Origin of the sequence: Acinetobacter sp. YH01007, from assembly GCF_013420425.1 — a bacterium.
In the GTDB taxonomy this organism is placed as follows: domain Bacteria; phylum Pseudomonadota; class Gammaproteobacteria; order Pseudomonadales; family Moraxellaceae; genus Acinetobacter; species Acinetobacter towneri.
Window position 1 is genome coordinate 82,419 of sequence record NZ_VOYC01000006.1, and the last position, 12,892, is coordinate 95,310.

The window sequence follows — 12,892 nt, forward strand, 5'->3', positions numbered from 1 at the left end:
CTTAACCTACCGGTTGATGTGCACGAATCAAACCTGTTTCATCAAATAACACAGGTTCAGGTTCTAGTGAAATACCAAAACGACTCAAAACATCTTGCTGCACAGCACGATAGGTGTGTTGCACATCTGCCAAAGTGGCATCGGCATAATTGACTAAAACCAACGCTTGTTTATGAAACATACCCACCACACCCAGTTGTTTTCCCTTCCAGCCAGCTTGATCAATCAACCAGCCTGCTGCAATTTTAACTTGCGCATTCGGCTGTGGGTAATGGGGTAAATTTGGAAATTGTGCTGCAATTTGGTCAAATTGCTGAGTCGAAATCACAGGATTTTTAAAGAAACTACCTACATTTGGATATTCTGCAGGATTAGGCAGCTTACTTTGGCGAATTTGAATGACTTGTTGCTGCAGATTTTCAGCAGTTTGCTCATCGCCTACAGCAGCTTTTAAGTCGCCATAATTTAATTTTAACGCAGCCTGTTTTAACAGTTTAAAAGTCACATGGGTAATGATGTAACGGTTGGGATGATCTTTAAAAATACTGTGTCGATAGGCAAACTGACAATCTGCAGCAACAATTGAGCTGAATTGTTGGCATTCACGATCATAGACCTGCACAGATTCAATAAACTCACCGACTTCAACGCCATAAGCACCAATATTTTGCACAGGTGAAGCGCCGACCAAACCTGGAATTAAAGCCAGATTTTGCAGACCATATAACTTTTGTTCCGTACTCCACAACACAAACTCATGCCAGACTTGTCCTGCCCCAACTTTTAGGGTGACACTTGCATCATCTTCAGCGCATTTTTCGATGCCCTGAATATCCATGTGCATGACCAAGGCATGAATATGTTCAGGCAATAACATATTGCTACCACCCGATAAAATCAGCACATTTAATTGTTCTTTCTGGGCAAATGCCAAAGCATCCTGTACATCTTGAATATTTTCAATTTTGACATAATGCGACGCAGTTGCATCTAAATTTAACGTATTGAACGGTTTGAGTTGCATGTTGTAGTGAATGTGCATGACTTAAACCTTCAATTCAAATTGTTGTTGTAAAACTTTCACCCATGCGCGACTACTCGACTCGCATTGATCGAGCACCCGCTCAAAACCATCGGCTTCGCCATAATATGGATCGGGTAATTCTTGCTGCGTATAATGCGGATCGTGTTCGCTCATTAAGGCTATTTCAGCGCGCAAACTGCCCAGTTCAGCTTCAGCACGGCGCATTAAAGATTGAATATTGCTTAAGTTTTCAAAATCCATCGCCAAAATCAAATCAAACTCGACAAAGTCTTGTATACGTAACTGACGCGCGCGCAATGTAGATAAGTCATAACCACGTTTGAACGCATGTTTTTGGCTGCGTAAATCTGGGGCTTTGCCTGGATGATAATTACTGGTTCCAGCAGAATCTACCAACACATTGAGTTGTTGTTCATCACAAAAATGTCGAAGTACAATTTCTGCCGTTGGAGAGCGGCAAATATTTCCCAAACAAACACATAACACCTTATATGGCGTTTTGGATGACATAAACAACCTCAAAGCTACTTTATTTTTAAGAGTCTTATGTTAAGTTATTTATGATATGAATCCTATATCGTGACCCTACAATAATGTTGAATTAAGTATAAAAATTAGGAATAAAGACGATGCAGCATTTTCAATTTCAAACAGTTGGCAACATTATTTCTGGATTGGGTTCAATTTCTGAACTAAAAACGGTTTTAACCGAAAAAAATTATAAGCGTTTGTTATTGGTCACCGATGCTGGCATTTTACAACAACAATTACATCAACCTATTTTAGAAATTTTAAAGCAACTGCAACTGGACTATGCCATTTACTCGAATGTGCAAGCCGACCCCGCAGAACAGATTGTGTTAGAAGCAGTTGATTTTGCCAAACAGCAAAATATTGATGTTGTATTAGGTTTTGGTGGGGGTAGTGCGATGGATGTCGCCAAAATTATTGCCGTGCTGAGTCATTCCGAACAAACTCAACAACTGTCGGACTTGTACGGTGTTGGCAATGCGAAAGCACCACGTTTACCACTCATTTTAGTTCCCACAACGGCAGGTACAGGTTCAGAAGTCACACCTATTTCCATTGTCACCACAGGTGCAACCAGTAAAACAGGCATTGTTTCTCCTATTTTATATGCCGATGTTGCCATTTTAGATGCCAATTTTACCCGTCATCTACCTGCACAGATTACCGCAGCCACAGGTATAGATGCGATGGTACATGCCATTGAAGCCTATACTTCTAAAATCAAAAAAAATGCGTATTCAGATTTTCTGGCAAAACATGCGCTGCGTTTACTTGATCAAAACTTAAAATTAGTGCTTGAAGATGGCAGCAATATGCAAGCACGGCAAAATATGCTGTTTGGTTCAATGCTGGCAGGACAAGCCTTTGCCAATGCTCCTGTGGCTGCGGTGCATGCACTTGCCTATCCTTTAGGCGGGCATTTCCATATTTCACATGGTCATAGCAATGCATTGGTACTGACTGAAGTTTTAAAGTTTAATGCGCCTGCTGCAAAACAATACTATGCAGAACTAATGTGTTGGTTAGACCCTCGTAGCAAAGGCTGCACAGATGGATTATGTGATTTATTTATTGATCATTTACAAAATCATTTAGATCAAAGTGGTTTGTTGTTAAAACTCAATGCATTAGGCATTGCAGAAAACATACTGCCACAATTGGCAGAAGATGCGATGCAGCAAAGTCGTTTATTACAAAACAACCCGAGAGCAATGCAAATGCAGGATGCTTTACAAATTTACCAAGCCATTTATGCCTAACATTTACGCTTAACGTTCTGTATTTAACTTTATAGATTTATTTGGGATGATTTCCACCCATTAAAGCATGACACCACATTGATAAAAATATAGGTAAACTTGTGAAACCTGACACCAAAACCCGTGAGCAATACGCTTTTTTCTTTCCCATCCAAACTCGCTGGGCAGACAACGATATGTATGGACATGTCAATAATGTCACTTATTACAGCTATTTTGACAGCGCAGCCAATGCCCTACTGATGCAAAAAGCAGGCTTTGAACCCAAACGATCACCCTGTATTGGTTTAGTGGTCAATTCCACCTGTCATTTTTTGCAGGAATTGTCCTATCCTGAAATGATTGAAGTAGGTGTTGCTATTCAAAAAATTGGAAACTCATCCTTAATTTATGATTTGGCAATTTTTAAAAACAATCAAAATCTTGCCGCTGCACAAGGACAAGTGGTGCATGTATTTGTAGATCGAATTACACGCCAAAACTGCCCGATTCCTGACTCCATCCGCGAAGCATTACAGCCATATAAAAGCACAGATTCAGCTTGCGCTTAGCAAAAAATAAGGCTGGTTTGACCCAGCCTTAAAATTCTGCAAACAAAAGCTAACAACAGGTTATTTCAACTGAATGTTATGTAATTCGCCATCAAAGTTTTGCAAAATATCTTTCACAATCGGTTCTTGATGCAATAAATTTTCAGCCCGTTGATAAGCGCGTTGTTTGCGCTGTTGCTGCAAAATGTACGGTGTCGTGTCATCCACATTTTCATATTGCACTTTAAACAGAGTTTTACTCCACTGTTCTTTTAAAGCACTTTCTAAAGCATGTTGCAGTTGAGTCAATAACTGCTGATATTGCTCAGGAATATGAAAAACCGATTCAGCATTAATCTGCCCCGTCATTACGCCATGCTGCGCCAATTCTTGCACGGCAGGTGACAACTCGCTGTGTCTAAACCAATATTCCCACTTGTCTAAAGTCCACTCACCTTCTAAAACTTGCGGCTGTAAACGCAGAATATCCTGCGGCATTAATTGATCATCGGCATTAGATGCTATGGTTTGCTGCGGTTGTGCTGTCGCACTGGCAACATTCGGTTCGACTTCAGTCGCTGCTAAATCAAATAAAGCGGTTTCTGCATTACTTACATTTTGTGTAATTGACGGTGAAGCATTATTCGATTGTAGTGTAGATGAAACTAGCGATGTTTCGGCTGATGCAGCAAGATCACCTAACGGTGCAACGGCATCAAAACTTTCCAGTAAAAAATCATCATGACTTTGCACATCAGATGTAGTGCTTACCGATGAGGCATCTTCATCTAAACCAAACAATTGTGCATCTGCATTTGGATCAAACACGATAGATTCAGATTGCTTATCCTCAGCCTGTATTGCAGTTTCTTCATTCACTGCAGGTTCTGACATAGATTCTGGTGAAATCGCAGCTGTTGAGTGTAGCGCTTGCGGAGTCGGTTGTTGCGCTTGAATCGACTGTTGATCTTGATGTGTTAAAGCTTCAGGCTCATCCTCATCTAAAAAATCATCTGAAGAAGGTTCTGCAACACTGGTTTGTGTCGTGGTGTGATCTGAATAATCGTCATCCTCATAGTCAAATCCATCAAGATCAGGTGTTGCAACCGCATCTAATTCAGTTACATGCTGTTCCGCTTGTGCTGTATTTTGAGTTGCCACAGCTTGTGGAGTTTGCTCCATTTGAGCAACTGGCTGGGAAGCCGCTGTTTGTGCAGTATTTTGTGGCGCAGCAACCAACACTTCATTGGCTTGCAAAGGTCGAAATGCCAGTAAACGCAGTACACACATTTCAAAGCCTTGTTCTTGGGTTACGGCAATTTGTAAATCGGCGCGTCCTTTACAAGCAATTTGATAATACAACTGTAAATCTTGTGCAGAGATCAGACCCGCAAGCTGCTGAATTTTTTGATTAATTTCAGCACTGTATTTTAGGTTTAAATCTGGCAGATATTGCATGATTGCCAATTCATGCAGTGTCGAAATTAACTGATCCAACACCAAAGACACATCTAAAGCTTGCTGTCTAAATTGTAATAACAACTGACTCACACGCTGCTGTTGGTTTTGATGAATCGCTAAAATCAAATCATAGATAATGGTGCGATCAATCAAGCCCAGCATGTCTTTGACATCTTGATGATGAATTTCACCCTGACCATAAGCAATGGCTTGGTCTGTCAAAGACATCGCATCACGCAAAGAACCTTGCGCAGATTCAGCAATCTGCCAAATTGCATCTTGCTCTGCAACAATCTGTTCTTTGGCTAAAATATCCTTTAAATGACTGGTAATTTCATCGACCTGCAATGGACGCAAAGTAAATTGCAAACAGCGCGAAATCACAGTAATAGGGAGTTTTTGTGGGTCTGTGGTCGCAAACAGAAACTTCACATGCTCAGGCGGTTCTTCCAAAGTTTTTAGCAAAGCATTGAACGAATGCGTAGACAGCATGTGCACTTCGTCAATCAGATAAACCTTAAAACGTCCCTGAGTCGGTGCATAAGGTACGTTATCGAGCAACTCACGTGTGTCTTCAACCTTAGTACGTGACGCCGCATCAATTTCGATTAAATCAATAAAACGACCTTCATTGACCGCAGTACAGGTCGGACACACTTCACATGGGGTAGATGTCACGCCTGTTTCACAGTTCAGGCATTTGGCCAAAATACGCGCAATGGTAGTTTTACCTACACCACGTGTTCCCGTAAAAAGATAAGCATGGTGCAAACGCCCACGTTCCAAAGCACTGGTCAATGCCCGTGATACATGGTTTTGTCCCACCAATTCATTAAAATTACGAGGACGATATTTACGCGCAAGTACCTGATACATGAATGCTCCTTTTTACAGGTCTAAGCATACTGTTTTTTTGGCAAAGAGTGAACGTACAATCACGCCTAAAACCAGCCTTTACGCCCTTGCAATTGCCGATCTGCACAGCGAATGGCTTCCTGACTCAGTCCCCAAAGTCGATAATCACCAATTAAAGAACCTGCAGCAAAATTATGGGTATAGGCAAAACTGAGTTGACGGTCAGGATCACACCACGCGCCTGAACCATTAAAACCCATGTGTCCAAAACCGTGAGAGCGCTTACCCAAACTTAATACGCGGTGATAGCCCAATCGCCAATGCATCGGGATAGGCATAACCCGATCACGCTGCACATATTGCACTTGGCTCAATTTCTGAAAAACTTCAGGCTGAATCAATTGCTGACCTTGCCATGATCCACCCTGCGCCAACATGGCATAAATACGTGCCAAACTTTGTGCAGTAAATACACCATTGGCAGCAGGAATCACGGCTTGTAAGCCTGTATCACTAAAAAAACTAAAATTTTTCATGCCTTTGGGAATCATGCCATCCTGAAAGTCTTGCGGATTTTGCCCACTCCATGCAATGACTTTATCGAATATTGATACAGGACGTTTGCTCGATTTAGCTTGGTTTTTAACTTTAGCTGTCTGTTTATTTGTAGATGATGCATCTGTTTGCGCTGATGTCACAGCAGTTTTAAATGGTCGTGCGACACGGGAAAGCTCAGACGCAGGCACACCAAAATACGCCCCATCCAAAGCCAAAGATTCAACCAAGTATTGCTGCATCAATTCAGCCAATTTTTGACCTGTAGCTTTTTCTAAAATCCCACCGACCAGCCAGCCAAAAGTTAAAGGTTGATACGCTGCCTCACTTGCTACATCAAAACGTGGCTTGGCTTGAGCCAACACATCCAGCATGTGCGACCAATCTGCCATTTCAGTCGCATCGGCAATGATATTACGGATGTCATATAAACCACTTTGATGACTCAGCACATGCCTTAAGGTCATCAATGCTTTGCCATTTTGGGCGAATTCAGGCCAGTATATATAAATGGGAGTATCGTAATCGACCAGTCCTTGACTGACCAAAATATGTGCCAGTGTCGCTAATACACCTTTGCCTGTGGAATAACATACAGATAAGGTATCGGCTTGCCAGTCTTCATCTGGCGACTTTTTGCCTGTGTAAATATCGACGACTTTCTGACCTTGAAAGTACACCGCTAAAGCAGCCCCGCCCTGTTGGCTACGTGCATTTTGCAAACGGCTAAATTGCATCGCTAAATCATGAAACTCAGGTGCAACCCATCCACGATAATTTTCAGTTTCAGCAAAAATATAATCCTTTAAATGTTGCATCGTCCTGTTTATCTCGTTTTTCTTGTTAATAAAAGTTTAGCGCAAATAAAAAGCCCAAATTTAAATAATCTGGGCTTTCGATCACTGAATTAAAGCGCGGTGACAACACCTGTCACATGCGGTTTTTGGTTTTTACTGTTACGAATTAAAAAATCTGTATTTTTAGCGTCCGTTGCAGTTAAAAACTCAACTTTAGATGGCAAATACATAGGTAACTTAAACCAGACATCGGCTTCATAGGCATCTGGCAAAGTCAAACTCGATAAGGCTTTGGCTTTGCTCCACATGCCGTGCGCAATCGCTTGTTTAAAGCCAAATGCTTTTGCAGTAATCGCGTGGATATGAATTAAGTTAAAATCGCCAGACGTTAAGGCATAACGGCGACCCGTATTTTCAGAAATATCCCATTCAGCTTGAACGGCATAGTTTGGCGCTTTGCTTTCTGCAGATTTTGCAGCTGCTTTAGTGGTGGTTTTTTGACGTGCTAAATACGTGGTTAAACCTTCAATCACCACCTCATTGCCTACTTTAACAGTGGTAATAAAATCAAACTGTACGCCTTTATCATGTGGTTGCAATTCACCAAATTTACACGACAAGGTCAGTTGTTCATTCAATCCAACTTTACGGCTTTGTTTGACTTGGTTGCGAATATGCACCAAGCCCAAAATTGCAAATGGAAATGCTTCTTGGGTCATCATGTGCATTTGCAGACTTTGTGACAATACAGCCAAATAAATTGCAGGAATATAGCCGTTATTTTTAAAACCTGTCACTGCATTATAGGCTTTTAAGTGCTTTTGATCGACCTTGAATGAATCCACCACATATTCAACTTGCGGCAGAACTTTTTCACCTTTTGGCTTTTTAAAAATTAAGCCCTGAATCACTTTTGGATAGGCTAAATAGGGTTTTGGAAGTTGACTAAAATGGCGAGTATTCATACTGAACCTTTGAGAAGTTTTTCTAATTTATTTAATGGAGTTCTTTCTCCCGCTGGGAGAAAGCTAGAGAGAAGGGTTAATAATCTATCCCCTTATCTCCCTCTCCTAAATCCCCTCACCAAGGGAGAGAACTTTGAAGGTGTTAAGCCCCTAACAAGCTTTGACCACAAACACGTACCACGTTACCATTAATACCTGTCGATGCCGATGAAGCAAAGTAAGCAATGGTTTCTGCAACGTCTACAGGTAAACCACCTTGACTCATAGAGTTCATACGACGACCTGCTTCACGAATGGCAAAAGGAATTGCAGCAGTCATTTGCGTTTCAATAAAGCCAGGTGCAACGGCATTAATCGTGATCCCGTTGTTTAAAACAGGTGCGGTAAATTTCACGACACCAATCACGCCAGCTTTAGATGCTGCATAGTTGGTTTGACCCAAGTTGCCTGCAATACCTGAAATTGAAGATACGCAAACGATACGACCATTGGCATTTAAACCATCATTTGCCAATAAGTAATCGTTCACACGCTCAATTGCAGACAAGTTGATGTTAATGACTAAATCCCAAAGCTCTGGTTTCATATTTGCCAAAGTTTTGTCACGGGTAATCCCCGCATTATGCACAATAATATCCAAACCACCTTGTGCAGCGGCAGCTGTTTTAATTTGCTCGCCTGCATCTGCAGCAGTAATGTCAATTGCTAGCGTTGAACCACCAATTTCAGCAGCAACACGGTCTAAATCTGCTTGTTGTTGTGGAACGTCTAGGCAAATAACGTGTGCACCATCACGTGCCAACACATGCGCAATCGCTTCACCAATACCACGGCTTGCACCTGTCACCACTGCAGTTTTACCTGCCAATGGTTTTGCCCAATCTACATCTACAGTTGCAGCACTCGACACACGAATCACCTGACCTGACACATAAGCAGAACGTGGTGAAATTGCAAAACGTAACGTAGATTCTAAGTTTGCTGCAGCACCTTGATCGACATAAATTAAGTTAGCCGCAATGCCTTTTTTAAATTCTTTGCCTACCGATTTTACAAAACCTTCCAAAGCGCGTTGTGCAATGGCTTTTTTCACACTGCCTGCAGTTTCTGGTGTAGTACCAATCACCACCACGCGACCAGAAGCCTGAATTTGGCGTGAGATTGGGTTAAAGAACTCATAAAGCGCTTTTAATTGTTCAGAGTTTTCAATACCTGAAGCATCAAACACCACCACTTTAAATTTAGATTCTTTATCGCCTGGATTGAATGCACCTAAATTTAAGCCCACTTTTGCCGCAGCTTGTTGCAATTCTGCATTGTTACCTGCATAACTGTTGGCATGTACATTAGCTAAAACTTGTGCAATTGATGCAGACAAATCACTTGCAGGGGCTGCACCTAAAAGTACTGCACCTTTTACCACTGGTGTTGCAGACTCAAAACGATCTAAAAAAGTTGGGGATGGTAAACCCAAATTTTTAATGACAAATTTACCAATAGGAGATTTTGCAAATGTTTGATATTGATCAGTCATGATTATTATCTCTCATAAATTCATTTTTTGATGGATTACACGATATCTTTTAACATCAATATGATGCCAAATGCCCACATTTCAATAGCGTTACCCGTTTGTGCTAAATCATACTTGAGTTAATTATGAGATGTCTTGACCTGAATGCATTCTGCAATGTCATTGTAGTCAATTCAGCTGTCATACTATTGTGCTAATGTACGCATCAAGTAGACCCTTAACATGCTTGGAAAAGCCTTATGAGCAAAACAACTCAAGAAAATCCAGCAGTGGAAAATTCTGCAACGGATTCTGTGTCAAATACATCAACTGCTAAACGTACAAGCAAAAGTAGCAACACTGCAACCCGTTCCAACACGAGTACGACAAAAACTACACGTACCCGCACGACTAGCCGTGCTAAAACAACTGCTTCAACGCAAACAAAAGCACCATCTAATACCAATACCTCTGTTCAACAGGATAAAATTATGAGCCAAAACACTGTTCGCCGCGTTGCTATTATCGGTGGTAACCGTATTCCATTCGCACGTTCTAATGGCGCTTACTTTACTGCATCTAATACAGATATGTTTACAGCAGCATTAAATGGTCTTGTTGAACGATTCAACTTACAAGGTCAGCGTTTGGGTGAAGTTGTTGCAGGTGCAGTGCTCAAACACAGCCGTGACTTTAACATGACTCGTGAGTGCGTACTCAATACTGCCCTTGCTCCTGAAACACCTGCTTACGATATACAACAAGCATGTGGTACTGGCTTGCAGGCTGCTTTTTTAGTTGCGAATAAAATTGCACTGGGTCAAATCGAGGTTGGTGTTGCAGGCGGTGTAGATACGACTTCTGACGCGCCAATCGCATTTGGCGATGGTTTGCGTAAAGCATTGCTTGAATTGAACATTGCAAAAACAGGTAAAGACCGCTTAAAAGCATTAACCAAAATCAACATTAAAGATTTAATGGATGCGCCACGTAACGGTGAACCACGCACAGGTTTATCAATGGGCGACCACCAAGCCATTACTACGTTGGAATGGGGCATCTCTCGTGAAGCGCAGGATGAGTTAGCAGCTTCATCTCACCAAAAAATGGCAGCTGCCTATGACGAAGGTTTCTTTGATGATCTCATCACGCCATTTTTAGGTTTAGAACGTGACAATAACTTACGTGCAGATTCTACTGTAGAAAAACTAGCGAAGTTAAAACCTGCTTTTGGTAAAGGCGACGCGCGCACTATGACTGCAGGTAACTCTACCCCACTGACTGATGGTGCATCTTGCGTATTACTTGCCTCTGAAGAATGGGCAAAAGCCAATGGTCATGAAGTCTTGGCATATTTGACTTTCCAAGAAACTGCCGCAGTTGATTTTGTAGGTAAAAAAGAAGGTTTGTTGATGGCGCCTGCATACGCTGTCCCACGTATGCTTGAACGTGCTGGCTTAACCTTACAAGACTTCGACTATTACGAAATTCACGAAGCATTTGCTTCACAAGTCTTGTCGACCTTAAAAGCATGGGAAGATCCGAACTTCTGTAAAGAGCGTTTAGGTTTAGATGCACCTTTAGGATCAATTGATCGCAGCAAACTGAACGTTAAAGGTTCATCTTTAGCGGCAGGTCACCCATTTGCAGCAACAGGTGGTCGTATTATTGCAACTGCAGCCAAACTTCTGAATCAAAAAGGTTCTGGTCGTGTATTGGTGTCAATTTGTGCTGCAGGCGGTCAAGGTGTAACAGCAATTATTGAAAAATAATTCTGCCTAGTTCTAATTTAGATAGAGATAAAAGCCACTTGATTCATTCAGGTGGCTTTTTTATAACCCTAAATTTATAGCAGCCAACTTTTAATTAGCTACTAGCGCTTTATCTGACTGAATGTTGCGGGGCATAACCCAGTTTCGCTTCAATATGGTCATAACAATATTGAAAAATAAAGGTATAGAGCAAAATGCTGAGCGTCATCAGCAAATCAATCAAAATTGCCTGCAGCAGGGATATTTCTAAGGCATACGCCACCATGGGAATAGTGGCGAGCATTAAGCCACCTTCAAAACCAATTGCGTGTAAAACGCGTATTTTAAAAGTTCTGTGTAGCTGGTGTTGCGCTTCAAACTTTTCAAAATAGTGATTGAAAAACATATTCCACAGCACCGATGTCACCGCCATCGCAATGCCTAGACCACCTGTCACTTGCATTGGCATTTCAAACACATAACTTAATGCCAAAGCAATGATGACCAATAAAATCACTTCATAACTCAGGGCATGTACCCATCTTCTTTTGGAAATCAACATCTGCTTACTCAAATACTTATCCTTCCCCGCTTATTTTATTTTCATTTAATTGACCAATCGAGTTAGAATCCATCAATAATATTGAAAGATAAAAGCCAACCTCTGTCATGAATATCAATCAAGATCAGCTGATTATTTTTATCACCGTCATGGAAACGGGTTCTTTTTCTGCAGCTGCACGCCAATTGGGCAAGGTGCCTTCGGCAATTAGTATGTCCATTGCTAATTTAGAAATTGATTTAGACCTAAAACTGTTTGAACGGATTGGGCGTGAACCTTTGCCTACCCCACAAGCGCAGAGTCTTTACGAAAAAAGCAAACAACTGCTCATAGAAATGAAGCAATGGAAACAACATGCTTTTGCGCTCAGTTCTGGGCTGGAAGCACACTTAAATATTGTGGTGGTGTCTGAATTACTACACACTCGCTGGACAGATTATATTGTGTTACTAGAACAGCAATTTCCTGAATTGCAGATCAATATTTTCTCTGCGCCACAAGAAGATGCACTGCATTTACTCATGACTCAAGCAGCGGACTTGGCCTTTATGTTTGAACGCGAACAATTACAAAGCAGTGAACAATTTGTGGAATTAAAACGTGAAATTTTAGTGCCTGTCGCTGCCCGACATTCACCGCTGGCTGAATCTGATCAAGTCAGTTTTGAACAGATTTTACAAAATCGGCAAATTGTAGTGGCGAGCCGTGATCGGCAGATTAAACCCGAGTTGTTATTTTCTAAGCACTATTGGCGTACCGATAATCATCATTCTGCCTGCAGTATGATTAAGCAGGGTTTAGGCTGGGGTGTCTTGCCCTTGGAAATGCTGAATGAACATCCTGAACTACAACACGAATTAAAAATTTTACAGCTGCTAGATTTCACCCCAAAATTTGAATATTTTGTCGATTTGGTCTGGAGCCGAGAACGTCAGTTGGGCGCTGCTGCTCATTTTTTGATTAATCACGTCCGAAATCTGAGAAAAACTGGTAAATTATCCACAAACCCTCTTACTTGGTACTTGGGTTAAAAGCTGGTTGTGATATAACTGAATGTATAAGCAATAA

At 41.4% G+C, this 12,892-nt stretch carries 11 protein-coding genes; 4 read left to right on the plus strand and 7 right to left on the minus strand.

Annotated features, from left to right (window positions below; all coding sequences use genetic code 11):
- Position 1: 1 nt before the first annotated feature.
- Together murB and FTT74_RS04725 are read right to left on the minus strand one after the other, a co-directional pair.
- Entirely contained in the window at positions 2-1,042 is a 1,041-nt protein-coding gene (gene murB, locus FTT74_RS04720; RefSeq protein WP_004973280.1) for a UDP-N-acetylmuramate dehydrogenase, read from the minus strand.
- A 3-nt stretch (positions 1,043-1,045) separates the two neighbouring features.
- Complete coding sequence (locus FTT74_RS04725) at positions 1,046-1,555, minus strand: low molecular weight protein-tyrosine-phosphatase (protein WP_004973278.1); 510 nt, start codon at positions 1,553-1,555, stop codon at positions 1,046-1,048.
- Between the two features lie 119 nt (positions 1,556-1,674).
- Here FTT74_RS04725 and FTT74_RS04730 point away from each other — a divergent pair, with 119 nt between their 5' ends.
- Together FTT74_RS04730 and FTT74_RS04735 are read left to right on the plus strand one after the other, a co-directional pair.
- Entirely contained in the window at positions 1,675-2,835 is a 1,161-nt protein-coding gene (locus FTT74_RS04730; RefSeq protein WP_179988631.1) for an iron-containing alcohol dehydrogenase, read from the plus strand.
- Between the two features lie 101 nt (positions 2,836-2,936).
- Positions 2,937-3,386 carry a thioesterase family protein gene (locus tag FTT74_RS04735; RefSeq protein ID WP_004973275.1) on the plus strand — a complete coding sequence of 150 codons (450 nt, stop codon included), beginning with the start codon at positions 2,937-2,939 and terminating at the stop codon, positions 3,384-3,386.
- A gap of 60 nt (positions 3,387-3,446) precedes the next feature.
- Here FTT74_RS04735 and dnaX read toward each other — a convergent pair whose 3' ends face one another.
- The 4 genes from dnaX to FTT74_RS04755 form a co-directional block, all read right to left on the minus strand.
- Entirely contained in the window at positions 3,447-5,702 is a 2,256-nt protein-coding gene (gene dnaX / locus FTT74_RS04740) for a DNA polymerase III subunit gamma/tau (RefSeq protein ID WP_179988632.1), read from the minus strand.
- A 65-nt stretch (positions 5,703-5,767) separates the two neighbouring features.
- Positions 5,768-7,054: a serine hydrolase gene (locus FTT74_RS04745; protein WP_179988633.1), complete on the minus strand. Its 1,287-nt coding sequence runs from the start codon at positions 7,052-7,054 to the stop codon at positions 5,768-5,770.
- Positions 7,055-7,143: 89 nt separating this feature from the next.
- Positions 7,144-7,998 (minus strand): MaoC/PaaZ C-terminal domain-containing protein, encoded by an 855-nt coding sequence (locus FTT74_RS04750; RefSeq protein ID WP_179988634.1) that lies wholly within the window; start codon positions 7,996-7,998, stop codon positions 7,144-7,146.
- Positions 7,999-8,140: 142 nt separating this feature from the next.
- Positions 8,141-9,532 (minus strand): 3-oxoacyl-ACP reductase, encoded by a 1,392-nt coding sequence (locus FTT74_RS04755; RefSeq protein ID WP_096900884.1) that lies wholly within the window; start codon positions 9,530-9,532, stop codon positions 8,141-8,143.
- A 239-nt stretch (positions 9,533-9,771) separates the two neighbouring features.
- Between FTT74_RS04755 and FTT74_RS04760 the strand changes: the two genes are divergently transcribed.
- On the plus strand, positions 9,772-11,283 hold the full coding sequence (locus tag FTT74_RS04760; RefSeq protein ID WP_104852102.1) for an acetyl-CoA C-acetyltransferase: 1,512 nt from the start codon (positions 9,772-9,774) through the stop codon (positions 11,281-11,283).
- Between the two features lie 109 nt (positions 11,284-11,392).
- Here the strand turns inward: FTT74_RS04760 and aceI are convergent, their stop codons facing one another.
- Complete coding sequence (aceI, locus tag FTT74_RS04765) at positions 11,393-11,824, minus strand: chlorhexidine efflux PACE transporter AceI (protein WP_179988635.1); 432 nt, start codon at positions 11,822-11,824, stop codon at positions 11,393-11,395.
- A 107-nt stretch (positions 11,825-11,931) separates the two neighbouring features.
- Between aceI and FTT74_RS04770 the strand changes: the two genes are divergently transcribed.
- Positions 11,932-12,855 carry a LysR family transcriptional regulator gene (locus tag FTT74_RS04770; RefSeq protein ID WP_179988636.1) on the plus strand — a complete coding sequence of 308 codons (924 nt, stop codon included), beginning with the start codon at positions 11,932-11,934 and terminating at the stop codon, positions 12,853-12,855.
- The last annotated feature ends 37 nt before the right edge of the window (positions 12,856-12,892 follow it).

Bases quoted from the DNA above. Each gene is read 5' to 3' on its own strand.
- FTT74_RS04725 (WP_004973278.1), bottom strand. From the start codon at position 1,555: ATGTCATCCAAAACGCCATATAAGGTGTTATGTGTTTGTTTGGGAAAT.
- FTT74_RS04755 (WP_096900884.1), bottom strand. From the start codon at position 9,532: ATGACTGATCAATATCAAACATTTGCAAAATCTCCTATTGGTAAATTT.
- FTT74_RS04745 (WP_179988633.1), bottom strand. From the start codon at position 7,054: ATGCAACATTTAAAGGATTATATTTTTGCTGAAACTGAAAATTATCGT.
- dnaX (WP_179988632.1), bottom strand. From the start codon at position 5,702: ATGTATCAGGTACTTGCGCGTAAATATCGTCCTCGTAATTTTAATGAA.
- FTT74_RS04750 (WP_179988634.1), bottom strand. From the start codon at position 7,998: ATGAATACTCGCCATTTTAGTCAACTTCCAAAACCCTATTTAGCCTAT.
- FTT74_RS04760 (WP_104852102.1), top strand. From the start codon at position 9,772: ATGAGCAAAACAACTCAAGAAAATCCAGCAGTGGAAAATTCTGCAACG.
- FTT74_RS04730 (WP_179988631.1), top strand. From the start codon at position 1,675: ATGCAGCATTTTCAATTTCAAACAGTTGGCAACATTATTTCTGGATTG.
- FTT74_RS04770 (WP_179988636.1), top strand. From the start codon at position 11,932: ATGAATATCAATCAAGATCAGCTGATTATTTTTATCACCGTCATGGAA.
- aceI (WP_179988635.1), bottom strand. From the start codon at position 11,824: ATGTTGATTTCCAAAAGAAGATGGGTACATGCCCTGAGTTATGAAGTG.
- murB (WP_004973280.1), bottom strand. From the start codon at position 1,042: ATGCACATTCACTACAACATGCAACTCAAACCGTTCAATACGTTAAAT.